A 24,763-nucleotide genomic window follows, 5' to 3' on the forward strand; every position below is an offset into this window, starting at 1 on the left:
GGAGCAACAATGAAAATTTCCCGCCTCGGAGAAGCGCCCGATTACCGCTTCTCGCTGGCTAATGAGCGTACTTTTTTGGCGTGGATCCGTACTGCACTAGGATTTCTGGCGGCGGGGGTTGGGCTTGATCAACTTGCGCCAGATTTCGCCACGCCCGTCATTCGCGAACTGCTGGCGTTGTTGTTGTGTCTGTTTTCCGGCGGGTTAGCGATGTATGGCTACTTGCGCTGGTTACGCAATGAAAAAGCGATGCGTCTGAAAGAGGACCTGCCCTATACCAACAGCTTATTAATCATCAGCTTAATATTGATGGTCGTGGCGGTGATCGTTATGGGACTGGTGTTGTATGCCGGATAGCCGCAAAGCCAGACGCATTGCCGACCCAGGGCTGCAGCCGGAGCGTACATCACTGGCGTGGTTTCGTACCATGCTGGGCTACGGCGCGTTGATGGCGTTGGCTATCAAACACAACTGGCACCAGGCGGGCATGTTATTCTGGATTTCGATTGGCATCCTCGCCATCGTAGCGCTGATCCTCTGGCACTACACCCGTAATCGCAATTTAATGGATGTCACGAATAGCGATTTTTCCCAATTTCACGTAGTCCGTGACAAATTTTTGATCTCCCTCGCGGTGTTATCTCTCGCAATACTGTTTGCTGTAACGCATATACATCAACTTATCGTATTTATTGAGAGAGTCGCATGACAGGAAGTCAGGTCATTGATGCTGAAGAGGACAGGCATAAACTGGTTGTAGAGTATAAGGATGCTCTGCAACCTGCCGATTTTTATTACAATTTCAAACAGCGGGGCATCCGCTCCGTACAGCTTATTCCCCATCTTGAATTTGATGACCGGGGCGATCTGACGGCCGCTTCGGTGACAGCAGAGCTGTGGGGGAAATTTTTAATTGCCCTGTTCGAGTGTTGGGTACGGGCAGATATCAGTCGTATCTCGATTGAGCTTTTTGACGCCACCCTACAAAAATGGTGTGGCAGCGAAAACCCGCAACCGCGCCGTGGCTGCCAGGCGTGCGACTGGCATCGGCTGTGCCCGCACGCTCGGGAGGAGACGCCAGACAACGTGCTTTGTGCGGGCTATCAGGCGTTTTATTCTTACTCCGCGCCGCATATGCGGGTGATGCGTGATCTGATAAAGCAGCATCGTTCTCCCATGGAGCTGATGACGATGCTGCGGTGACGTGAGCTTAAACGGGCTGCCCCTGATGCGACATCCGCGTCGCCAGCGGTAGCCAGCACAGCACGATCAACAATCCCATTAAGGTCATCAACAACCCCAGGCTGCCCTGACCGGTTTGCGGCAACATCGCAGAGAGCGACGCAAGCACGCCGGAACCAATGTTTTGCAGACCGCCGACCAGCGCGCCAGCCGTGCCCGCCAGGAAGGGGAACGGTTCCATTGCGCCGCTGGTCGCCAGCGGAAACAGCATCCCGGCACCGAAAAAGAACAGCGCGGCAGGAACAAGCAATGTCCAGACATTCATCACGCCAAACCAGTCGGGGATCCACATCAGCAAGCCAGCCAGCAGGCAGCAGATAACCGACTGCCACATCAACGTCGGGAATCGTTTATTAGGACGCCCGGCAAACCATGCTCCAAAAAATGCCGCCGGAATCGGCAGAATAAACAAAATACTGACCGTCATACTGCTCAGCCCTAATACCGCACCCATCAGCACGCCGGAGCAGGCTTCAAAGGCGGCAATCCCGGCCAGACCGCCGATCAGCATCAGCAAATAACAGTTAAAACCGCTGTTACCGAAAAGTGTTTTATAACTGGTAAGCAGGCGCGTGCGCGGTGCATCTACCGGACGCGTTTCCGGCATCCAGCGCGCCATACTGAAGGTCACACCGGCACAAAGTACCAACAGGAAGAGATAACAGGCGCGCCAGTTCCACATCGTATCCAGCAGACCGCCGATTAACGGTGCGAGCAACGGACTGACGAGAATTCCCATGTTTAACAGGCTGTTAGCGTGACGCAACTGTGTCCGTTCATATAAATCACGCGGCAATGTACGCGCCATCACGCCGCCTACGCCGGTGCCCATCCCCTGCATCGCGCTGGCGGCAATCAACACCGTCAAACTGGAGGTCGTGACCGCGACCAGCGTTGCCAGCATAAAAATGGACATTCCGACGAGGATCACCGGTCGGCGACCCACACGGTCGGATATCGGGCCATAAAACAGTTGCGAGACACCGTAAGTCAGCAGATAAGCGCCCATTACGCTTTGCACCGCCCCTTCACGAACGTTGAGATCGCGCGCCATATCGGCAATAGCTGGAATATAAATGGTTTGCGCCATCTGACCGACGGCCACGAGTAATACCAACATCAATAACAAATTGACGTTTCTATGCCTTTTCATTATCACGGATGCTTTTATAAAAATAATTAGAATAAGTCACTACGCATTCCCATAAATGCGGGAGAGGAATCTATCACATTGATGAATGTTAGCCAGATATACGCCAGGAATGGGGAATTGTTTAGCGGCAGAATATGTAAACAAAAGCGGCAATAAATGTTGCCGGGAGGGATGGTAGGTCGGATAAGATGCGTCAGCATCGCATCCGACACCAACCCACACGCTAAATATAAAAGGGGAGCGGTTACCCGCTCCCCTTTGGTGCGACTTGAATCTGAATTACTTCAGGTATTTCAGAACAGCATCAAGCAGTTGCAGTGCTGCAACAATGAGTTTGAGGATAAGAATGGCGATATCCACCAGGCTCATACGCGTCTCCTGTGGTTCAGGAGCACTGCCAGCTGACGTACCTTTCCGCTGCCTGTTGCCAGCTGTTGTGCACGCGGTATCTCAAGGAGAAACGTTGTGCTGTTGACATAACACAGTGTGCTCACGCGGGGTTAAGGCGCTGACGGCACCACCCGTTTCAGCCAGGACTTAGTGCGCCGGGTAACGATGCGGCCCCCGCATAACACATTGCGTACAGTGATATTATAGAAGTGAACTGTATAAATAAACAGTAATTTTTAGACAAAACGCAAACTGTGATCGATACTCAACTATGCACTAAATACGTCAAAATTCGTGCCGAAATTGCGCGTTCTGCGCGGAACAGGTATACTTTCTGTGTTGACATAATACAGTGTGCTTTGCGGTTACCAGCCGCGGGCGGCTGACGAAACCTCGCTCCGGCGGGGTTTTTTATTGCCTGCTTTTCAGTACAAAACGTGATCAATCCCTCAATTTCCCCTTGATGAAAAATTTTCCATTGTCTCCCCTGTAAACCTGTGCTTGTATAAATATTGTTAAACACAAAACCAACAAGGTCCCCAATGACTACTTCCATGCTCAACGCAAAACTACTACCAACTGCGCCATCCGCCGCAGTGGTCGTTGTGCGTGTGGTGGTGGTCGTCGGCAATGCGCCGTAGGGACTGGAACAACACACGATTCCAAAACCCCGCCGGCGCAAACCGGGCGGGGTTTTTCGTTTAAGCACCTCCCGGAAAGTCGGCCCAGAAGAAAAGGACTGGAGCATGGCAAGTTCGGGCACATCATCGACACGTAAGCGCTTTACCGGCGCAGAATTTATCGTTCATTTCCTGGAACAGCAGGGCATTAAGATTGTGACGGGCATTCCGGGCGGTTCTATCCTGCCTGTTTACGATGCCTTGAGCCAAAGCACGCAAATCCGCCATATTCTGGCTCGCCATGAACAGGGCGCGGGGTTTATCGCTCAGGGAATGGCGCGCACTGACGGCAAACCGGCGGTCTGTATGGCCTGTAGCGGACCAGGTGCGACTAACCTGGTGACCGCCATTGCCGATGCGCGACTGGACTCCATCCCGCTGATTTGCATCACTGGTCAGGTTCCTGCCTCAATGATCGGCACTGATGCCTTCCAGGAAGTGGACACCTACGGCATCTCTATCCCCATCACCAAACACAACTATCTGGTCAGACATATCGAAGAACTCCCGCAGGTCATGAGCGATGCCTTCCGTATTGCGCAATCAGGCCGCCCTGGCCCGGTGTGGATAGACATTCCTAAGGATGTGCAAACGGCAGTTTTTGAGATTGAAGAACAGCCCGGTATGACAGAAAAAGCTGCCGCGCCTGCGTTTAGTGAAGAGAGTATTCGTGACGCAGCTGCAATGATTAACGCCGCCAAACGCCCGGTGCTCTATCTGGGCGGCGGTGTCATTAACGCGCCCGCGCGGGTGCGTGAACTGGCGGAGAAAGCGCAGCTGCCTACCACCATGACTCTAATGGCGCTGGGCATATTGCCAAAAGCACATCCCCTGTCGCTGGGTATGCTGGGGATGCACGGCGTGCGCAGCACCAACTACATTTTGCAGGAGGCGGATCTGCTGATTGTTCTCGGCGCGCGTTTTGATGACCGGGCGATTGGTAAAACCGAGCAGTTCTGCCCGAATGCCAAAATTATTCATGTCGATATCGACCGCGCAGAGCTGGGCAAAATCAAGCAGCCGCACGTAGCGATTCAGGCGGATGTTGATGACGTGCTGGTGCAGCTGATCCCACAGGTGGACGCGCAACCGCGTGCAGAGTGGCACCAGTTGGTAGCGGATTTGCAGCGCGAATTCCCGTGTCCAATCCCGAAAGCGTGTGATCCGTTAAGCCATTACGGCCTGATCAACGCCGTTGCCGCCTGTGTCGATGACAACGCGATTATCACCACCGACGTGGGTCAGCATCAGATGTGGACCGCGCAGGCTTATCCGCTCAATCGCCCACGCCAGTGGCTGACCTCCGGCGGGCTGGGCACGATGGGCTTTGGCCTGCCTGCGGCCATTGGCGCGGCGCTGGCGAACCCGGATCGCAAAGTGTTGTGTTTCTCCGGCGACGGCAGCCTGATGATGAATATTCAGGAGATGGCGACCGCCAGTGAAAACCAGCTGGATGTGAAAATCATTCTGATGAACAACGAAGCGCTGGGGCTGGTACATCAGCAACAGAGTCTGTTCTACAAGCAGGGCGTTTTTGCCGCCACCTATCCGGGCAAAATCAACTTTATGCAGATTGCCGCCGGATTCGGCCTCGAAACCTGTGATTTGAATAACGAAGCCGATCCGCAGACGGTATTGCAGGAAATCATCAATCGCCCTGGCCCGGCGCTGATCCATGTGCGTATTGATGCCGAAGAAAAAGTATACCCGATGGTGCCGCCAGGTGCGGCGAATACTGAAATGGTGGGGGAATAAGCCATGCAAAACACAACTCATGACAACGTAATTCTGGAGCTCACCGTTCGCAACCATCCGGGCGTAATGACCCACGTTTGTGGCCTTTTTGCCCGCCGCGCTTTTAACGTTGAAGGCATTCTTTGTCTGCCGATTCAGGACAGCGACAAAAGCCATATCTGGCTACTGGTCAATGACGACCAGCGTCTGGAGCAGATGATAAGCCAAATCGATAAGCTGGAAGATGTGGTGAAAGTGCAGCGTAATCAGTCCGATCCGACGATGTTTAACAAGATTGCGGTGTTTTTTCAGTAAGGAGCGACATTAAACCGCTCGGGGGAGTTACTGATGAGCGATTTTTGATAGATCCGTTCAGATATATAGGGTGAAATTGTGCCAGAGACCATCTCAGGCACAATTTATTAGCCCTGAATGTTAATTTAAGTCGCTGCACCGGTAATTTGGGGGTTAACAGTTAGGGCTAAAATTTCCAGCGATGGTGTTAAATTCTGATTGCTGTCTATACCAGTGGTTATGACCAGCATTCTATTAATTAATGGTTCATCGTGAGGTATATTATGGCAAGCCCTATAAACAGCGGAACAATCATGTCAAATCCCTGCCCTTCCACCTTTTTGGATAAAAATAGAATTATTGCTGCTGAGCTTAATATCACAAATAACGAGAAAAAATATTCACCTGGTAGTAATTTCGCAAAATGGATGTTACAGGAAATAAAACGCTTAATAGCAAATATTATGTCCGGTTCTCGCAGTGTTAATACCGAAATCCTTAACTATTTTCACCCTATGCCAGGCACTGAAAATAATGGTAATCGTACCTGGATGGCGGCAACTGGAGAGAACGAATACACCGTAATTGAACAAACAGGTGGCAAATCCTTTAATGTTTTTCAGGTTGGTGCAGGTAAAAATAATATAAAAGAAATATTGGGGAATACATCATATTCTGGAGTGGCTGTAGCGACTATTATCAAATCGCTATCTGAAAAAACTGCTGCGTTAGAAACACATTCTGCTGACACGGTTTTGAGGAAAAAATTAGTTAATAGTATTGTTCTGATGAATGCGGATTGTAATTACGAAATGCCTGCAGAAATTTTGAGTAATACATATGATTTATTAAACCTGCGAATTCAAAAAGATGAGGGGCATTTACCTGTTCAGGAAAAAATTGATATTGATGATGATTATTTATACTCTATGACTATGGATGCTCATAGATGTATAAAAGAACAAACTAAACCAAGTGGCGCTGCAAAAATAACTTGCTGTGGTGTTGAGTTAAGTAAAGATATTCTTAAAATATTTGCAAGCAAAATTGAAATAATTGAAAAAGATCTAAGTTATAGTCAAAAGACACCTGAACAATTGGTTGCACAGGTATGCTTTAATGATGATGATTGTGCTCGGGTAAGAGAATTATTAAAACAATCAAACGGTAATATTACGGATGATAAGATTGATGAAATAATCGCTTGCTTAGCCAGTCCTCAGGGGATTACATGTTTTTATTATTCTTCCGCACAAGGCTATCAGACTCGCTTACAACATACATCTCAAGATGTTCGCGAGTTACTCTCAAAGAGTTTGGATGGTGCCACTTCATTAACATTGCATTTAAAAAAATCAGGAAATGCTTTTTTTGGGTCTGGAAAGTATCTTAATGAAATGGATTTTACTATGAATGGGTTTAGTCAGAAGATATATTTGATGGCGGTTAATAAAATTGAAAATGAAGTTAAGCTTCAGTGTGCTCGTTATTTTACTACCGGTAGGGTCGACAAAGAAAACTCCAAAATAGATAAAGTCGCTTTTACATTTTCCGCTGCCGCAACAACTTCTGATTTATGATTTTTCTTGATAAATCGCGTTTACCATTAAGGTGAACGTGTATTCTTAAGCGTCTATGTGTAAACATTCATTTTTGAAAAATGAGCGATTTTTGATAGTGAATAAGTGGTGTTAGTGATGCAATTGCATTGGGAAAATCGATAATAATTAATGGCACTATAGTCTTATTATTGAAATAAATGAAATATAGCGGTTGGCATTGAAATATTTATCATGCTATCCATTGATATTTCTAACAATGTCAAAATATGCAAAGTGTCATATTGCGAGGTTACTATGGTTAGTGTGACGAGTTATACATATCCAACGGAAACAGAGAATGATAATAGCCAGTTTCAGAGTCAAACTCAGAGTCAGGGCCTGAGCCAGAGTCTAAGAGATAGTATCGAGGGTAATATTGCTGCATTCGATGCGATGGAGCAAAGCGGCCTGCTCGATAATTGTAGAACATTATCTAAAGATGCCACTTTTCGTGAAGTTTTCCGAAATATATTATTATACATTTTAGATTCTTTTCATATCTATCGGCATGATATCAGTGGTAAATTGGTTTCTTATTTTCATGTTACGCCTGAATCAGCGAATGCGAATTATAAGACATGGATCGCTACCACAGGCATGGATAGCTATATAAAAATTGAGCAGACCGGCAGTGATAAGTTTAAAGTCACTGATGTGTATCGTGAGTCAAAAGGCAACAGTTTGAAAAAACAGAGTAGAGACAGAGATTTTAGTGGTCGAAATGTGAAAGAGTTTATAGGGTTATTATCAGAGCACGATGTATTGGAAAAGCATCAACTCTCAAAAGTAACAGTTGCTGCAAATGCTCTTAAGATAGAAGTTGTTAATAATAATTCTGAAAATAAACGCAGTTTTGGAGTTACTGATGCTGAGCGCCAATTAAAAAAAGCGTTAAATGAACAAACTCAATTAACTCCAGATAAATTAATTCCAGATGATTGTAGTTATAAATCAGACATAAAAAAACTAGATGTTCGGGAGGGAGAGTTTAGTTCACTTCTTGCTGATGCATCAAGACACGTTGGAGAGGGTAGCTCAATTATTTCATGTTGTGGAGTTAAAATAAATAGCACAATCCATGAATTTCTGAGGGATAAAACCATGGCTTTGTCTGGTCATGGAGGTGTTAGAAAATATAAAGATTTCGAAAAACTTTTTAGTAAAATTGTATTTACGTCAGATGAATGTAATATTGTGAGAAACTCTCTACAGAACGATGGTGTTGAGAAAAAAACCAGAGAAGATATTATTTCTTGCCTCTCCAGTATTTCAGGAATAGGTAACCTGTATTATGCTTGTTCACAGGCATTTCCTGTCGCGCTTGATAGGGGGGATATTAATGCAATACAGGCAAACGATTCTGTTTCTGCCGGGCTTGATAATAACCCAGGGTTTTGTGCTTTGCTGGGAAAAACAAATTTGCTTGTTGCTGATTTTTCACAGCATACATTCACACAAACTCATTATATTGTAAAGGCCGAAATAAATGAAGTTGGTAACGATTTTAATATAGCTAATTTCATTTATCGAACATACGGTGAGGATTATATTCATAACGACTCAGTTGATGATTCTCTTAATGAGCGTTCCGCTGAAGATTATAGGTTTCTGGATGACTCTTTGTTACCTGAAAACGATTTCCGCAACAGGAGGAGAAATTTTTCAGGCAATATTGCAATTGCAACCTACAAATAATTCGCTTTTTCTCAATAACACGCACCAAACGCTTACCTTTCAGGTAAGCGTTTTGACGATAAGCTCAACATCATTAAGCCAATACATACCCCATATCCAACTTGAACAACATCGCGCTTATCGTTAAGGTATGCGCGTTTTTTATCCGCCAGGACCCAATCATGATCACCATTGCCCTTATAGACGATCACCTTATCGTCCGCTCCGGCTTTGCGCAGCTGCTGGGGCTGGAACCTGATTTGCAGGTAGTTGCCGAGTTTGGTTCGGGGCGCGAGGCACTGGCGGGGCTGCCGGGGCGCGGTGTGCAGGTGTGTATTTGCGATATCTCCATGCCCGATATCTCCGGTCTGGAGCTGCTAAGCCAGCTGCCGAAAGGTATGGCGACAATTATGCTCTCCGTTCATGACAGTCCGGCACTGGTTGAGCAGGCGCTTAACGCGGGGGCGCGCGGCTTTCTCTCCAAACGCTGTAGCCCGGATGAACTGATTGCAGCGGTGCATACGGTTGCTACGGGGGGATGTTATTTGACACCGGATATTGCCATTAAACTGGCATCCGGTCGCCAGGACCCGCTGACCAAACGTGAACGCCAGGTGGCGGAAAAACTGGCGCAAGGAATGGCGGTGAAAGAGATTGCCGCCGAACTGGGCTTGTCGCCGAAAACGGTACACGTCCATCGCGCCAACCTGATGGAAAAACTGGGCGTCAGTAACGACGTGGAACTGGCGCGCCGCATGTTTGATGGCTGGTGATGAAGACGTTGTTCTCCCGCTTAATTACTGTTATTGCCTGCTTTTTTATCTTCTCTGCCGCGTGGTTTTGCCTGTGGAGTATCAGCCTGCATCTGGTTGAGCGCCCTGATATGGCGGTGCTGTTATTTCCGTTTGGTCTTCGACTTGGGCTAATGTTGCAATGCCCACGCGGATACTGGCCAGTGCTGCTGGGCGCGGAATGGCTGCTGATTTATTGGTTAATGCAGGCGGTTGGTTTAAGCCATTTCTCCTTATTGATGATCGGTAGTTTACTGACGTTACTGCCCGTGGCGCTGATCTCACGCTATCGCCATCAACGCGACTGGCGCACTCTGCTGTTACAGGGTGCGGCGCTGACGGCGGCGGCGTTGTTGCAGTCGCTGCCCTGGCTTTGGTATGGCAAAGAGTCGTGGAATGCGCTGCTGTTAACTTTAACTGGCGGCCTGACGCTGGCCCCGATATGTCTGGTGTTCTGGCACTATCTCGCCAATAACACCTGGCTGCCGCTCGGTCCGTCATTGGTTTCTCAGCCAATCAACTGGCGCGGGCGGCATCTGGTCTGGTACTTGCTGCTGTTTGTTATCAGTCTCTGGCTCCAGTTGGGATTGCCGGATGAACTGTCGCGCTTCACTCCCTTCTGCCTGGCGCTGCCGATTATCGCGCTGGCATGGCACTATGGCTGGCAAGGGGCGCTGATTGCGACGTTGATGAACGCCATCGCGCTGATCGCCAGTCAAACCTGGCGTGACCATCCGGTCGATTTATTGCTCTCCCTGCTGGTGCAAAGTCTGACTGGGTTGTTGCTTGGTGCTGGCATACAGCGCTTGCGTGAACTTAACCAGTCGCTACAAAAGGAACTGGCGCGCAATCAGCATCTGGCTGAACGTTTGCTGGAAACCGAAGAGAGTGTGCGTCGTGATGTGGCGCGTGAATTACACGATGATATCGGTCAGACCATCACCGCCATTCGTACGCAAGCGGGCATTGTCCAGCGGCTCGCGGCGGATAACGCCCGCGTGAAACAGAGCGGGCAGCTCATCGAACAGTTATCCCTGGGCGTTTACGACGCGGTGCGCCGCTTGTTAGGGCGGTTACGTCCGCGCCAGCTGGATGATCTCACTCTGGAGCAGGCCATCCGCTCACTGATGCGGGAAATGGAGCTGGAAGGGCGCGGTATTGTCAGCCATCTCGAATGGCGAATCGATGAATCAGCGTTAAGCGAAAACCAGCGCGTGACGCTGTTTCGCGTCTGCCAGGAAGGGTTGAACAACATTGTGAAACATGCCGATGCCAGTGCGGTCACGTTGCAAGGCTGGCAGCAGGACGAACGGTTGATGCTGGTGATTGAAGACGATGGTAGCGGTTTACCGCCGGGTTCCGGGCAACACGGTTTTGGCCTCACCGGAATGCGCGAGCGAGTAACGGCGCTGGGTGGCACCTTGACCATCTCCTGTTTGCACGGCACGCGTGTCAGTGTTTCTCTACCTCAACGTTATGTCTAAGGCTTGATGATGTTGCCGTTTCTGAAAGCGCCAGCTGACGCGCCGTTGATTAGCGATAAACAAGAAATTGATGCCCGTTACCGTTACTGGCGTCGCCATATTCTGCTGACCATCTGGCTGGGTTACGCACTGTTTTACTTTACGCGTAAAAGTTTTAACGCCGCCGTACCAGAAATTCTTGCCAACGGTGTGCTCAGCCGTAGCGATATCGGCCTGTTAGCAACTCTGTTTTACATTACCTACGGCGTGTCGAAGTTTGTCTCCGGCATTGTCAGCGACCGCTCAAATGCCCGGTATTTTATGGGGATTGGGCTTATCGCTACGGGCATTATCAACATTCTGTTTGGTTTCTCGACGTCGCTGTGGGCGTTTGCCATGCTATGGGGGCTGAACGCCTTTTTCCAGGGCTGGGGTTCACCGGTGTGTGCGCGTCTGTTAACCACCTGGTATTCACGTACTGAGCGCGGGGGTTGGTGGGCATTATGGAACACGGCGCATAACGTCGGCGGCGCACTCATTCCCATTGTGATGGCAGCGAGCGCGCTGCATTACGGCTGGCGTGCCGGGATGATGATTGCCGGTTGTATGGCGATAGTCGTGGGGATTATTCTCTGCTGGCGGCTGCGCGATCGCCCGCAGGCGTTAGGTTTACCGGCGGTCGGTGAATGGCGGCACGACGCGCTGGAGATTGCTCAACAACAAGAAGGGGCAGGGCTGACACGTAAAGAGATCCTCACCAAGTATGTGTTGCTGAATCCGTATATCTGGCTGCTTTCGTTTTGCTATGTGCTGGTCTATGTGGTCCGGGCGGCGATCAACGACTGGGGCAATTTGTATATGTCCGAGACGCTGGGCGTCGATCTGGTCACGGCGAATACGGCAGTGACAATGTTTGAACTGGGCGGATTTATCGGTGCGCTGGTAGCGGGTTGGGGCTCGGACAAACTCTTTAACGGCAACCGCGGGCCGATGAATTTAATTTTCGCCGCCGGGATTTTGCTGTCCGTCGGCTCGCTATGGCTGATGCCATTTGCCAGCTACGTGATGCAGGCAAGCTGCTTCTTCACCATTGGTTTTTTTGTCTTTGGCCCGCAGATGTTAATCGGCATGGCGGCAGCAGAGTGTTCCCACAAGGAGGCGGCAGGGGCGGCAACGGGGTTTGTCGGCTTGTTTGCTTATCTGGGGGCGTCGCTTGCTGGTTGGCCGCTGGCGAAAGTACTCGATACCTGGCACTGGAGCGGTTTTTTTGTGGTTATCGCCATTGCCGCCGGGATTTCCGCACTGCTGTTACTGCCCTTTTTGAATGCCCAGACACCGCGCGAAGCGTGATGCATCTCACTTTTTCACTTCATATCCGGCAAAACTAAGAAATTTTCCAGGTTTTGCCTGGACGCTATCTCAGGCCTGATTTGCTGCTGATTTTTACAATGCATACCTCACGCAGGTATTCATTTCAGGAGTAACCCATGCTGGCTTTCTTAAACCAGGTTCGCAAGCCGACCCTGGATCTTCCGCTCGAAGTGCGGCGCAAAATGTGGTTCAAACCGTTCATGCAATCCTACCTGGTGGTCTTTATCGGCTACCTGACGATGTACCTGATTCGCAAGAACTTTAACATCGCGCAGAACGACATGATCTCGACCTACGGCTTGAGCATGACGCAGCTGGGGATGATCGGCCTGGGCTTCTCCATCACTTATGGTGTGGGTAAAACACTGGTTTCCTATTACGCCGACGGCAAAAACACCAAACAATTCCTGCCGTTCATGCTGATCTTGTCTGCCATTTGTATGTTGGGCTTCAGTGCCAGTATGGGCAGCGGCTCGGTTAGTCTGTTCCTGATGATTGCCTTCTACGCCTTAAGCGGCTTTTTCCAGAGTACCGGGGGATCGTGCAGTTACTCCACCATCACCAAATGGACGCCGCGTCGTAAGCGCGGGACGTTCCTCGGTTTCTGGAATATTTCTCACAATCTTGGCGGTGCGGGCGCGGCAGGTGTGGCGCTGTTCGGCGCAAATTACCTGTTTGACGGCCATGTGATCGGCATGTTTATCTTCCCGTCCATCATCGCGTTGATTGTCGGTTTTATCGGCCTGCGTTACGGCAGCGACTCCCCGGAATCTTATGGCCTCGGCAAAGCTGAAGAACTGTTCGGCGAAGAGATCAGCGAAGAGGACAAAGAGACAGAATCTACCGATATGACCAAGTGGCAGATCTTTGTTGAGTATGTGCTGAAAAACAAAGTGATCTGGCTGCTGTGCTTCGCCAACATTTTCCTCTATGTGGTGCGTATTGGTATCGACCAGTGGTCAACCGTGTATGCGTTCCAGGAACTGAAACTCTCTAAAGCGGTGGCGATTCAGGGCTTTACGCTGTTTGAAGCTGGTGCGCTGGTGGGTACGCTGTTGTGGGGCTGGCTCTCTGACCTGGCGAACGGTCGCCGTGGCCTGGTGGCCTGCATCGCGCTGGCGCTGATTATCGCCACGCTCGGTGTGTATCAACATGCCAGCAACGAATATATCTACCTGGCTTCTCTCTTTGCGTTAGGTTTCCTGGTCTTTGGCCCGCAATTGTTGATTGGTGTGGCTGCTGTTGGCTTTGTACCTAAAAAAGCCATTGGCGCTGCCGATGGTATTAAAGGCACCTTCGCTTACCTGATTGGTGACAGCTTTGCCAAGTTAGGGCTGGGGATGATTGCCGATGGGACGCCGGTATTCGGCCTTACCGGCTGGGCAGGCACCTTTGCCGCACTGGATATCGCCGCGATTGGTTGTATCTGCCTGATGGCGATAGTGGCGGTGATGGAAGAACGCAAAATCCGCCGCGAGAAAAAAATTCAGCAGTTGACAGTGGCATAAACGTAACTGGTGACTTTTGCCCGGCATGACGCCGGGCTTTTTTTTATTATTCCGTGACTTCCAGCGTGGTGAAGGCAAACTTCTCGCCATCAAACAGCCCCTGACTGGTTAGTTTCAGCGCGGGGATCACTGGCAGGGAAAGAAACGCCATCTGAATAAACGGCTCATCCGGTAACGGACCACATTCACGGGCGGCGGCTTTCAAGGCGTCAATTTGCTCCGCCAGTGACTGCGCCGTGTCGGTGCTCATTAGCCCGGCAATGGGCAACGGCAGATGACTTTGTACCTGGCCGTTACGTACTACGCATAGTCCGCCGCCATCCTGAATCACCTGATTGACCGCCAGCGCCATCTCTTCGGCACTACGACCGATCACCACAATATTATGGCTGTCATGGCTGACCGTCGCAGCCAGCGCGCCTTCATTCAGGCCAAAACCGCCGAGCAAACCACAGGCTGGAGCCAGTCTTTTCCCGTAACGCTCAAGTACGGCAATAAAGCACACATCATCGCGATCAAAACCATTTTCGCTGTAGACGCTAGAGCGGGAGTGCGTAATCAATTCGTTATGGATGACGTCAATGACCCGATAGCGTTTTCCAGGCGTAAATTGCAGGGCAAAGTCGCTGGCGGAAACTGGCTGGCGGGCAATGGTATTGCCATACGGCGGAGCGGATTGTGCCAGTCTCGCTGACTCTTCCGCTTGTAAGGTTTGTGCATCAATCGGTTCGCCTTTCACCAGTACCTGCTGCACCGTGACCTTACGCGCATCGCTCAACAGGACGATATCCGCCTGCTTGCCGGGTGCCAGTAAGCCGAGATGATTCAGACCAAAATGGCGTGCTGTCGACCAGCTGGCGACGCGATATGCCACATGCAGCGGCACATTGTGTTGTTCGATCAGGCGACGAATTAAGGCATCGATATGTCCTTCATGGGCGATCTCCCACGGGTTACGGTCATCGGTGCAGAGCATACATTGCGGGCTGTTAAATTCGTTGATCAACGGTGCCAGTGCGTTGAGATTGCGGGCAGCGGACCCTTCGCGGATCATCAACGACATGCCGAGTTGTAACTTCCGGCGACCTTCTTCCAGCAGATAACTTTCGTGGCAGTTTTCAATACCCGCAGCAATATAGGCATTAAGTTCTTTACCGCTCAAACCCGGGCAGTGACCGTCCAGCGTCAGGTGGCGAAATGCGTCCAGTTTATCGAGCAGCGCATTCTGTCCGCTAATTACGCCAGGGTAATCCATCATTTCAGCAAGGCCGGTAACCTGCGGATGGTCACGCCAGGCGAGCATCTGTTCAAGTGTAAAACTGGCACCGTTAACATCGCAGCCTTCCAGGGCAGGTACGCAAGAACTGACCTGCAAATACTGGTTTTGCCTTGCCTGTTCGGCACAGCGGGCAAACCAGGCGAATCCGGCTTCGCCCATCACGTTGACGATTTCATGGGGGTCGCAAATAACAGTCGTCAGGCCGCGCGGCAGGGTGGCGGTTTCAAAAGTAACCGGCGTCATCATGCTGGATTCAATATGCAGGTGAGCATCAATAAACCCTGGCACCGCCGTTGCGCCGCGTGCATCAATCCGCTGCAAAGCCGGAGCGTCAGCATATTCTGCGCCAACACCGGCAATGTGACGTCCTTTAATCACAATTGGCCCGGAAATTTCTCCACCATTGATCAGATCGAGAATAGAGACATTATCAATAATATAATCGGCAACAGCGTCGCCACGGGAAACGGCTAACAATTCCTGGTATTCAACCCGGCTAATGTGATGAAATTTATGGTTAATGGAATTATTCATATTTTTCTCATTTTGATTTTATCAATTTGATTATTATTTATCATAAAGAAACGTCGCGAGATTATTAAAGAATATCCATTAATGCGCAATTGAAATGTGATAATTATCACTGAACCGTTGTTGTCATTTGTTTTACAAAAGCAAGGGATTAAATCTCCTCCAATGGACAAAAAAATGAATAATGACAATACCGATTACGTGAGTAATGAATCAGGGACGCTTTCGCGATTATTTAAACTACCTCAGCATGGGACCACCGTCCGCACAGAATTGATTGCGGGGATGACCACTTTTTTAACCATGGTGTACATCGTTTTTGTGAACCCGCAAATCCTCGGCGCGGCACAAATGGACCCGAAAGTGGTGTTTGTTACCACCTGTTTGATTGCCGGTATCGGCAGTATTGCGATGGGGATATTTGCTAACTTACCCGTGGCGCTGGCTCCGGCAATGGGACTGAACGCCTTCTTTGCGTTCGTGGTCGTGGGGGCGATGGGTATCTCCTGGCAGACCGGGATGGGCGCAATATTCTGGGGCGCAATTGGGCTATTTTTGCTCACGCTGTTTCGCATCCGGTACTGGATGATCTCCAACATTCCATTAAGTTTACGTATTGGTATCACTAGCGGAATCGGATTATTTATCGCCTTAATGGGGTTAAAAAATACTGGTGTTATTGTCGCCAATAAAGACACCCTGGTGATGATTGGTGATTTAAGTTCTCACGGTGTGTTGTTAGGTATATTAGGGTTTTTTATTATAACCGTGTTGTCATCTCGTCATTTTCATGCCGCGGTGCTGGTCTCTATTGTGGTGACGTCTTGCTGTGGATTATTTTTCGGTGATGTTCAATTTAGCGGCGTCTATTCCATTCCGCCTGATATTAGCGGCGTCATTGGTGAAGTGGATTTGAGTGGCGCATTATCACTTGAACTCGCTGGTATCATTTTCTCCTTTATGCTGATCAACCTATTTGATTCATCAGGAACATTAATCGGTGTAACTGATAAAGCTGGCTTAATAGATAGTAACGGTAAATTCCCCAATATGAATAAGGCGCTGTATGTTGATAGCGTCAGTTCGGTGGCAGGCGCATTTATCGGTACCTCGTCTGTTACTGCCTATATTGAAAGTACTTCTGGTGTGGCAGTCGGTGGTCGCACGGGGCTAACGGCTGTCGTGGTCGGCGTTATGTTCCTGTTAGTTATGTTTTTCTCGCCGCTGGTGGCAATGGTCCCTCCTTACGCCACCGCCGGAGCGTTAATCTTTGTTGGCGTGCTGATGACCTCAAGCCTGGCGCGCGTTAACTGGGATGATTTTACCGAATCAGTACCTGCATTTATTACCACGGTGATGATGCCCTTTACTTTCTCGATCACCGAAGGGATTGCACTCGGCTTTATGTCGTACTGCATCATGAAAGTGTGCACCGGGCGCTGGCGCGATCTGAACCTGTGTGTGGTGGTGGTCGCTGCTCTGTTTGCACTGAAGATTATTCTGGTGGATTAGTAACTGGCGAGGGTTTCCAGATATCATGAGTTCTGATTACGCAGGAGAACTCATGATCTGGATAATGCTCGCCACGCTGGCTGTAGTGTTTGTAATTGGTTTTCGGGTGCTGACATCCGGGGCCAGAAAAGCGATTCGCCGTCTCAGCGATCGGCTGAATATCGATGTCGTACCCGTGGAGTCGATGGTCGATCAAATGGGAAAGTCAGCCGGTGACGAATTTTTACGTTATTTGCATCGCCCGGATGAGTCGCACCTGCAAAACGCCGCGCAGGTGTTGCTCATCTGGCAAATTGTCATTGTCGATGGAAGCGAACAGAACCTGCTGCAATGGCATCGGATTTTACAAAAAGCCCGTCTTGCCGCGCCGATTACCGATGCTCAGGTCAGGCTGGCGCTGGGTTTTCTGCGCGAAACCGAACCTGAAATGCAGGATATTAATGCTTTTCAGATGCGCTATAACGCATTCTTTCAGCCTGCTGAGGGCGTTCACTGGCTGCATTAAAACCGTTTCGTCTTATTAGCCTACAGACCGCGCCTGAGCTGGTGGGTGGATAAGGCGTGCACGCCGCATCCGGCATCGGAACTGACAGTAGGTGAACGCATTATCTACGTTCTATTTACAGCAGCACCTCCAGCCCGTGTTTTTGCACAATGCTGAGCAGTTTTAATGAAATGCCATTGGGGCGTTTAGCGCCACTTTCCCATTTTTGTACAGTTGAAACGCTGGTATTGAGATAGTGAGCGAAGACGGGCTGACTCACTTTTAATTTTTCCCGCAGTGCTTTTATCTCAACAGGTTGTAAGTCTTGCACGCTGGTCAGGCAGGCTTTGTCAAAAGTACGCATCGTTTCGGCAGAAATAGCATCGACGCTGGACAATCCAGCCGCTGCGCTGTGAATAGCCTCAAATGCAGGACTTTTAAATTTAGTTTTTGCAGTCATAGCAGATCTCTGTCAGTTCTTTAGTGTTAATCATTGCTGTTAGTTGGGCTTTCGTCAGGAAGGCATAATGCTTTGCAAGTTCACGAAACCCAGCCAGTTCCTGACTATTGATGTTCGACATATCCTGTTTTGCATATAAAAACGTGTAAAACCAATTGCTTCCCCCTTTTGCCAGAATAATTGCACGCTCACGATTTTGGTGAAGGCGCTTTTTAAAAACGCCACCACCAAGTGCATCAGCTTTACCTTGCTCCGTTTCTAAAATGGCCCGGCACAACTCTTCATCTGTTATTGCATGAGACCTGGCTCCCCTTGCAAACCATTTGGTTTTAAATACGCGCATATCGTTGAGGTCCTGTTATTAAAGTATATCACCAAGTGCAATACTTTATCCCTTATTCCCAACCCAATCGCGAAAATGCATATCAGCTTGCCCTATGATTTTTATTTCTTCGAGCAGCCTCGAACTTTTCCCACAACACCGTAAAAGTTGCAAAAACGTTAAATGTGTCACACATTTCAGTGTTAAAGTGGTCAGCTTTTCCTCTGAAACATGCCACGGGTAACACCATGAGTGAATTTATTGCCGAAAACCGCGGCGCGGATGCCATCATCCGACCGAACTGGTCCGCCGTTTTCTCGGTAGCGTTTTGCGTCGCCTGCCTGATTATCGTTGAGTTTTTGCCCGTCAGTTTGTTGACGCCAATGGCCCAGGATTTAGGTATTTCGGAAGGGGTTGCCGGGCAATCGGTGACCGTGACCGCTTTTGTGGCAATGTTTGCCAGTTTGTTTATTACCCAGACAATTCAGGCCACTGACCGCCGCTACGTTGTTATTTTGTTTGCCGTTTTGCTGACGCTCTCCTGCTTGCTGGTTTCCTTTGCCAACTCATTCAATTTGCTTTTAATCGGTCGTGCCTGTCTGGGGTTGGCACTCGGCGGGTTCTGGGCGATGTCGGCGTCGCTGACCATGCGTCTGGTACCAGCGCGTAAGGTGCCGAAGGCGCTGTCGGTGATCTTCGGCGCGGTTTCTATTGCGCTGGTGATAGCCGCACCGTTGGGTAGCTTTTTAGGTGAGCTTATCGGTTGGCGCAATGTCTTTAATGCGGCGGCGGTGATGGGCGTGCTGTGTATTATCTGGATTATCAAATCATTGCCTTCGCTGCCTGGCGAACCCTCGCATCAGAAGCAAAATACTTTCCGCTTATTACAGCGTTCGGGCGTGATGGCCGGGATGATCGCCATCTTCATGTCTTTCGCCGGGCAGTTTGCTTTCTTCACGTATATTCGCCCGGTGTATATGAACCTGGCGGGATTCAGCGTGGATGGCTTAACGCTGGTGCTGTTGAGTTTTGGTATCGCCAGCTTTATCGGCACGTCGCTTTCGTCGTTCATTCTTAAACATTCGGTAAAACTGGCCTTAGCAGGTGCGCCGTTAATGCTGGCTCTGAGTGCGTTGGTGCTGACGTTGTGGGGAAGCGATAAAATCGTGGCGACCGGCGTTGCGATTATCTGGGGGCTGACTTTTGCTTTAATTCCCGTTGGCTGGTCAACGTGGATCACTCGCTCACTGGCCGATCAGGCAGAAAAAGCCGGGTCTATTCAAGTGGCGGTTATTCAGCTTGCTAATACTTGTGGCGCAGCAATCGGCGGTTATGCGTTGGATAATATTGGTCTGACTTCGCCGCTGATGTTGTCCGGCACATTGATGTTGCTTACCGCGCTGTTAGTCACCGCAAAGGTGAAAATGAAGTAACGTATTTACAGGAGGGGTTACTGCTGTGGTGGGAACACTCTCCTGTTCTTCCCCTGATAACCATTGATCAGGCATTGTTCTTATCTTGTTGTTATTTCCATTCTTCCGCCTGTATTCATCATTTGCTAATCATGAATCATCATTTTCCCTCATGTTAAAGAAAGGTCATTTAATCTGAACGCATAGCGACAGGGATGACAAATGGCAGGGAAAGCGCATGGGAATGGCGATCGTCGGGGTGATAAAACCATATGTGGATTGGGGGATCGTTTACGTCGTCTGACCGCCGGTATTTGCCTGATAACACAAACTATTTTCCCTGTTATGGCTGCTGCCCCTACGCATGTTAACCCTGCGCATTCGGATACTGCCGCGTCACTGATCCTGTCGAACGTTAAAACTATTCCATACACCCTGGGGGCGTTGGAATCGCCACCAACGGTCGCGGCACGCTTTGGTATTACCGTTGATGAATTACGTCGCCTGAATCAGTTCCGTACCTTTGCGCGGGGCTTTGACAATGTGCGTCAGGGCGATGAGATAGATGTACCACTCATCAACAGTAACAGCCCTGAAGCGCGCACTCTGAAAGCAATGCAGATGGAGCGCGACGGTAAAGATCCACAAATGCAGGTCGCGGAAGTGGCGCAACAAAGTGGGACACTTTTAGCGCGCGATATGGACAGCGAACAGGCTGCGAGTATGGCGCGTGGCTGGGTGGCTTCTTCTGTGTCTGCGCAGGCGACAGACTGGCTCAGCCGCTGGGGAACTGCCCGGGTATCTCTGGGTGTTGATGAAGATTTCAGCCTTAAAAGCTCTTCATTTGAATTTCTCCATCCCTGGTACGAAACGCCAGATAACCTGGTCTTCAGCCAGCATGCACTCCACCGTACGGATGATCGCACTCAAACGAACCACGGTATCGGCTGGCGTTATTTCACTCCGAGCTGGATGTCGGGCATAAACCTGTTTATCGATCATGACCTGAGCCGCTATCACACCCGAACCGGGATGGGCGTTGAATACTGGCGCGATTACCTGAAACTGAGCGGCAACGGTTATCTGCGCCTCAGTAACTGGCGTAGTGCACCGGAACTCGACAATGACTATGAAGCACGTCCGGCGAACGGGTGGGATCTTCGCGCCGAAGGCTGGTTACCGGCCTGGCCGCAGCTGGGCGGCAAGTTGGTCTATGAACAATATTATGGCGATGAAGTGGCGCTGTTTGGTAAAGACGAGCGACAAAATGATCCTCACGCGATTACCGCAGGTTTGAGTTACACCCCCGTTCCCCTGATCTCCTTTAGTGCCGAGCAACGGCAGGGAAAACAGGGAGAGAACGACACCCGAATTGGTATGGAGCTGACGCTGCAACCCGGTCAATCACTGCAAAAACAGCTCGATCCGGCTGAAGTAGCAGCACGGCGTAGCCTTGTAGGCAGTCGCTATGACCTGGTCGATCGTAATAACAATATTGTCCTCGAATATCGCAAGAAAGAACTGGTGCGGCTGACGCTGACCGATCCGCTGAAAGGCAAGCCGGGCGAGGTTAAATCGCTGGTTTCTTCCTTACAAACCAAATACGCGCTGAAAGGTTATGACATCGAAGCCGCTTCCTTGCAATCTGCGGGCGGGAAAGTTGCTGTTTCCGGCAAGGATATTCAGGTCACTATTCCTCCCTACCGATTCACGGCAATGCCTGAAACCGACAACACTTACCCGATAGCGGTTACAGCGGAAGATTCGAAAGGAAATTTCTCACGGCGTGAAGAAAGTATGGTGGTCGTGGAAAAACCCACACTAAGCCTCGCCGATTCAACGCTTTCTGTCGATCTGCAAATCCTGCTTGCTGATGGAAAATCAACCTCAACGCTGACCTATATCGCGCGAGATTCCAGCGGCAAGCCGATCCCCGGTATGACGTTAAAAACACAGGCAAAAGGTTTGCAGGATTTCGCCTTAAGCGAATGGAAAGACAACGGTAACGGAACCTATACCCAAATAGTTACCGCCGGGAAGACGTCTGGCGCGTTATCGCTGATGCCACAATTTAACGGCGACGATGTTGCTAAAACACCAGCGCTGATTGCCATTGTGGCTAATATGGCATCCCGAGCGGACTCCATGATTGAAACAGACCAGAATAATTACGTCGCGGGTAAGCCGATAGGCGTAAAAGTGACCCTGAAAGATGAGAATGGCAACGGGGTTACCGGAAGAAAAGAACTTCTTAAACAGGCTGTTAAAGTAGACAACACGAAGACTGATGCTGTTAGTGCCTGGACGGAAGAAAGTGAGGGAGTTTACAAAGCAAACTATACGGCCCATCTCATTGGCGACAAATTAACGGCCCAGCTGACGATGCCCGGCTGGCAAACCAAGCATTCGGATGCGTTCAGTATTGCGGGTGATAAAGATACCGCCAAAATCGCAGCGATGCAGATCACCGCGAATAACGCAGTTGCCAGACGCGATCACAATACCGTCGCTGTGACGGTCAGGGACGTGCATCAAAATTTACTGCAGGGACAAAATGTTACCTTCACGGTCGTGAATGGTGCGGCGGTTTTTGCCGATCCAAATGGCGGTATTGTGACGACAGATAAAGACGGGATTGCCAGCGTTAACCTTGCCAGTGACCAGGCGGTAAACAGTCTTATCAAGGCCGAGATCAATGGCAGTAGTCAGTCTGTGGAAGTGAGCTTTATTACTGGCGATATCTCGCAGCTGACCTCCACCATCAAGACGGACGATGTGTCATACACCGCGGGTGGCAAGATAAAAGTGTCAGTTACCCTTATGGATGAGCAGAAAAACCTGGTGAAAGGGATGGCTTCGCTGCTGGCAGGTAGCGGCGTGGTCGAGGTGAGCGGTACAGATAAAAATGAAACGGGTAACTGGAGCGAAGAGTCTGATGGCGTTTACACCACCACCCGAACCGCGAAGATTGCTGGCGATCGCCATTACGCCACGCTGAAACTATCGACATGGAGTAGCGCGCAGCAATCCGATGCGTATGTCATCCGCGAAAGCGGAGCTGTGCTGGCTTATTCCTCTATCGTTACCGACAAAACGACCTATACCGCAGGCGGTGCAATTAAAGTTACGGTAACGCTCAAGGATAGCTATGAAAACCTGGTCGGGGGGCAACGAGACGCTATCAGCCAGGCTATCCAGCTGCCAAATACAAAAGCGGAAAGCATTACCTGGAATGAAGATCAAAAAGGCATTTATACCGCAACGTATACCGCTTTACTTCCTGGCACCGGTTTAAAAGCACAGCTACAGATGTCCGGCTGGGCGAGCGCCCTGACTTCAAATGTTTACAGTATTAGTGGCGATGCCGCCAGCGCACAAATTGTCTCGATGCAAGTGACAACGGGTAACCTGGATGTGCTGGCCAATGGCAGCGATCGACATACGGTGAATGTCCGGGTGGAAGATCAGTTTGGCAATGTGCTGCCGGAGCAGACTGTCACCTTTACGGTGACGAAGGGGGCGGCTGTATTTGCCAATGCAAGGCAGAGTGCAGACATCAGGACGGATGTGCATGGCATGGCGGAGGTTGTGCTGAGTAGTACTGTAGCGGATGCCAGCACTGTTGAGGCTAAGATCAATCAAAGCAGTGATAGTAAAACGGTGAACTTCGTTGCTGATGTCAGCACGGCGCAGGTCGCGGAGCTGGTGGTGACGCAAGACGGCTCAGCGGCAGACGGTGCAATGGCGAATATGCTGCGGGCGAGGGTCACCGATGCGTTCGGTAATGCGCTGGGCGGGCAGACGGTCAGCGTGTTGGCGGACAACGGCGCAACGGTCGCTCCGACGGTGATTACAGAGCCGGACGGCACAGTGGAGATCAGTGTCACCAGCCAGACGGCGGGCACCAGTGCCGTCACTGCAACCATCAACAGCAGCAGCCAGAGCCGGGATGTGACGTTTATCGCCGATGTCAGGACGGCGCAGATCGCGAGTCTGGAGGTGACGCAGGATAACGCCGTGGCTGACGGCGCAATGGCGAACACGCTACGGGTGAGGGTGACGGATGCGTTCGGTAATGTGCTTGCCGGGCAGACGGTCAGCGTGACGGCAGACAACAGCGCAACGGTCACTCCGACGGTCACCACGCAGCCGGACGGCACGGCGGAGATCTCTGTCACCAGCCAGACCGCCGGAATCAGTGCGGTCACTGCCAGCATTAACAGCAGCAGCCAGAGCCGGAACGTCACGTTTATCGCCGATGTCAGGACGGCGCAGATCGCGGATCTGGTGGTCACCCGGGATAACTCGGTGGCGGACGGTTCGACGGCGAATACGCTGCGGGTGAAGGTCACCGATGCTAACGGGAATGCACTTGCCGGGCAGACGGTCAGCGTGTTGGCAGGCAACGGCGCAACGACTGCTCCGACGGTCACCACGCAGCCGGATGGCACGGTGGAGATCAGTGTCACCAGCCAGACCGCCGGAACCAGTGTGATCACCGCCAGCGTCAACAACAGCAGCCAGAGCCGGAACGTGACGTTTATTGCGGATGTCAGCACGGCGCAGATCGAGGATCTGGTCGTTAGCCAGGATAACGCGGTGGCAGACGGCGCGACGGCGAATACGCTGCAAGTGAGGGTCACCGATGCGTTCGGGAATGCACTTGCCGGGCAGACGGTCAGCGTGTTGGCAGGCAACGGCGCAACGGTCGCTCCGACTGTCATCACAGGGCTGGACGGCACGGTGGAGATCTCTGCCACCAGCCAGACGGCAGGCACCAGTGCGGTCACTGCCAGCATTAACAGCAGCAGCCAGAGCCGGAACGTCACGTTTATCGCCGATGTCAGGACGGCGCAGATCGC

Annotated in this window: 21 protein-coding genes and 1 pseudogene; 17 read left to right on the top strand and 5 right to left on the bottom strand. The window is 50.6% G+C overall.

The genetic code is table 11. The features are described 5' to 3' along the window. Window positions 1–9: 9 nt before the first annotated feature. From FQ015_RS16845 to FQ015_RS16855, 3 genes are read left to right on the top strand one after another with little or no spacing between them, the layout of a single operon-like run. Window positions 10–357: a YidH family protein gene (locus tag FQ015_RS16845; RefSeq protein ID WP_000703959.1), complete on the top strand. Its 348-nt coding sequence runs from the start codon at window positions 10–12 to the stop codon at window positions 355–357. Then, window positions 347–709 (top strand): DUF202 domain-containing protein, encoded by a 363-nt coding sequence (locus FQ015_RS16850; RefSeq protein ID WP_001113432.1) that lies wholly within the window; start codon window positions 347–349, stop codon window positions 707–709. Before FQ015_RS16845 ends, FQ015_RS16850 begins: the two co-directional genes overlap by 11 nt. Continuing rightward, window positions 706–1,203 (top strand): radical SAM protein, encoded by a 498-nt coding sequence (locus tag FQ015_RS16855; RefSeq protein WP_000148072.1) that lies wholly within the window; start codon window positions 706–708, stop codon window positions 1,201–1,203. Before FQ015_RS16850 ends, FQ015_RS16855 begins: the two co-directional genes overlap by 4 nt. Before the next feature lie 7 nt (window positions 1,204–1,210). On the opposite strand, the gene emrD is transcribed toward FQ015_RS16855, so the two are convergent. Beyond that, window positions 1,211–2,395, bottom strand: coding sequence for a multidrug efflux MFS transporter EmrD (gene emrD, locus FQ015_RS16860; protein WP_024166225.1), 1,185 nt, complete (start codon window positions 2,393–2,395; stop codon window positions 1,211–1,213). Between the two features lie 81 nt (window positions 2,396–2,476). Between emrD and ysdE the strand changes: the two genes are divergently transcribed. Further along, window positions 2,477–2,551, top strand: coding sequence for a protein YsdE (ysdE, locus tag FQ015_RS24280; RefSeq protein WP_211180519.1), 75 nt, complete (start codon window positions 2,477–2,479; stop codon window positions 2,549–2,551). Window positions 2,552–2,674: 123 nt separating this feature from the next. Here ysdE and tisB read toward each other — a convergent pair whose 3' ends face one another. Beyond that, the gene (gene tisB / locus FQ015_RS16865; protein WP_000060506.1) at window positions 2,675–2,764 is read right to left on the bottom strand and encodes a type I toxin-antitoxin system toxin TisB; all 90 of its coding nucleotides are present in this window, start codon (window positions 2,762–2,764) and stop codon (window positions 2,675–2,677) included. A gap of 563 nt (window positions 2,765–3,327) precedes the next feature. Between tisB and ivbL the strand changes: the two genes are divergently transcribed. From ivbL to uhpT, 9 genes are all read left to right on the top strand, one after another. Next, on the top strand, window positions 3,328–3,426 hold the full coding sequence (gene ivbL, locus FQ015_RS16870) for an ilvB operon leader peptide IvbL (protein ID WP_001300753.1): 99 nt from the start codon (window positions 3,328–3,330) through the stop codon (window positions 3,424–3,426). Between the two features lie 105 nt (window positions 3,427–3,531). Next, window positions 3,532–5,220 (top strand): acetolactate synthase large subunit, encoded by a 1,689-nt coding sequence (ilvB, locus tag FQ015_RS16875; protein ID WP_160524295.1) that lies wholly within the window; start codon window positions 3,532–3,534, stop codon window positions 5,218–5,220. A gap of 3 nt (window positions 5,221–5,223) precedes the next feature. Further along, complete coding sequence (gene ilvN, locus FQ015_RS16880) at window positions 5,224–5,514, top strand: acetolactate synthase small subunit (protein WP_001181706.1); 291 nt, start codon at window positions 5,224–5,226, stop codon at window positions 5,512–5,514. A gap of 1,076 nt (window positions 5,515–6,590) precedes the next feature. Continuing rightward, window positions 6,591–7,073, top strand: coding sequence for a hypothetical protein (locus FQ015_RS16885; protein WP_160524297.1), 483 nt, complete (start codon window positions 6,591–6,593; stop codon window positions 7,071–7,073). Between the two features lie 276 nt (window positions 7,074–7,349). Further along, complete coding sequence (locus tag FQ015_RS16890; protein WP_160524296.1) at window positions 7,350–8,789, top strand: hypothetical protein; 1,440 nt, start codon at window positions 7,350–7,352, stop codon at window positions 8,787–8,789. Window positions 8,790–8,950: 161 nt separating this feature from the next. After that, window positions 8,951–9,541, top strand: coding sequence for a transcriptional regulator UhpA (gene uhpA / locus FQ015_RS16895; RefSeq protein WP_000628121.1), 591 nt, complete (start codon window positions 8,951–8,953; stop codon window positions 9,539–9,541). Continuing rightward, on the top strand, window positions 9,541–11,043 hold the full coding sequence (uhpB, locus tag FQ015_RS16900; RefSeq protein ID WP_001355057.1) for a signal transduction histidine-protein kinase/phosphatase UhpB: 1,503 nt from the start codon (window positions 9,541–9,543) through the stop codon (window positions 11,041–11,043). Before uhpA ends, uhpB begins: the two co-directional genes overlap by 1 nt. Before the next feature lie 9 nt (window positions 11,044–11,052). Beyond that, entirely contained in the window at window positions 11,053–12,372 is a 1,320-nt protein-coding gene (gene uhpC, locus FQ015_RS16905; protein ID WP_024211947.1) for an MFS transporter family glucose-6-phosphate receptor UhpC, read from the top strand. A 137-nt stretch (window positions 12,373–12,509) separates the two neighbouring features. After that, window positions 12,510–13,901 carry a hexose-6-phosphate:phosphate antiporter gene (uhpT, locus tag FQ015_RS16910; protein WP_000879194.1) on the top strand — a complete coding sequence of 464 codons (1,392 nt, stop codon included), beginning with the start codon at window positions 12,510–12,512 and terminating at the stop codon, window positions 13,899–13,901. Window positions 13,902–13,947: 46 nt separating this feature from the next. Here the strand turns inward: uhpT and adeD are convergent, their stop codons facing one another. Continuing rightward, on the bottom strand, window positions 13,948–15,714 hold the full coding sequence (gene adeD / locus FQ015_RS16915; RefSeq protein WP_039020309.1) for an adenine deaminase: 1,767 nt from the start codon (window positions 15,712–15,714) through the stop codon (window positions 13,948–13,950). Between the two features lie 174 nt (window positions 15,715–15,888). On the opposite strand from adeD, the gene adeQ reads away from it, so the two are divergent. Together adeQ and FQ015_RS16925 are read left to right on the top strand one after the other, a co-directional pair. Continuing rightward, window positions 15,889–17,223: an adenine permease AdeQ gene (gene adeQ / locus FQ015_RS16920; RefSeq protein WP_077782357.1), complete on the top strand. Its 1,335-nt coding sequence runs from the start codon at window positions 15,889–15,891 to the stop codon at window positions 17,221–17,223. A 52-nt stretch (window positions 17,224–17,275) separates the two neighbouring features. Beyond that, a complete protein-coding gene (locus tag FQ015_RS16925; RefSeq protein WP_001306732.1) occupies window positions 17,276–17,728 on the top strand; it encodes a DUF1198 domain-containing protein in 453 nt (150 codons plus the stop codon). 115 nt (window positions 17,729–17,843) lie between these two features. Here the strand turns inward: FQ015_RS16925 and FQ015_RS16930 are convergent, their stop codons facing one another. Both FQ015_RS16930 and FQ015_RS16935 read right to left on the bottom strand, forming a co-directional pair. Then, window positions 17,844–18,167: a helix-turn-helix domain-containing protein gene (locus FQ015_RS16930; RefSeq protein WP_000125643.1), complete on the bottom strand. Its 324-nt coding sequence runs from the start codon at window positions 18,165–18,167 to the stop codon at window positions 17,844–17,846. Continuing rightward, window positions 18,151–18,510: a type II toxin-antitoxin system RelE/ParE family toxin gene (locus tag FQ015_RS16935; RefSeq protein ID WP_039020307.1), complete on the bottom strand. Its 360-nt coding sequence runs from the start codon at window positions 18,508–18,510 to the stop codon at window positions 18,151–18,153. The genes FQ015_RS16930 and FQ015_RS16935 overlap by 17 nt, the downstream gene beginning before the upstream one ends. Before the next feature lie 227 nt (window positions 18,511–18,737). Between FQ015_RS16935 and nepI the strand changes: the two genes are divergently transcribed. Then, entirely contained in the window at window positions 18,738–19,922 is a 1,185-nt protein-coding gene (gene nepI / locus FQ015_RS16940; RefSeq protein ID WP_039020305.1) for a purine ribonucleoside efflux pump NepI, read from the top strand. 201 nt (window positions 19,923–20,123) lie between these two features. Further along, window positions 20,124–24,763 (top strand): annotated as a pseudogene (air, locus tag FQ015_RS16945) (inverse autotransporter adhesin EaeX/Air); the annotation flags it as partial.

Source organism: Escherichia sp. HH26CH, from assembly GCF_009820205.1.
Lineage (GTDB): Bacteria > Pseudomonadota > Gammaproteobacteria > Enterobacterales > Enterobacteriaceae > Escherichia > Escherichia coli_F.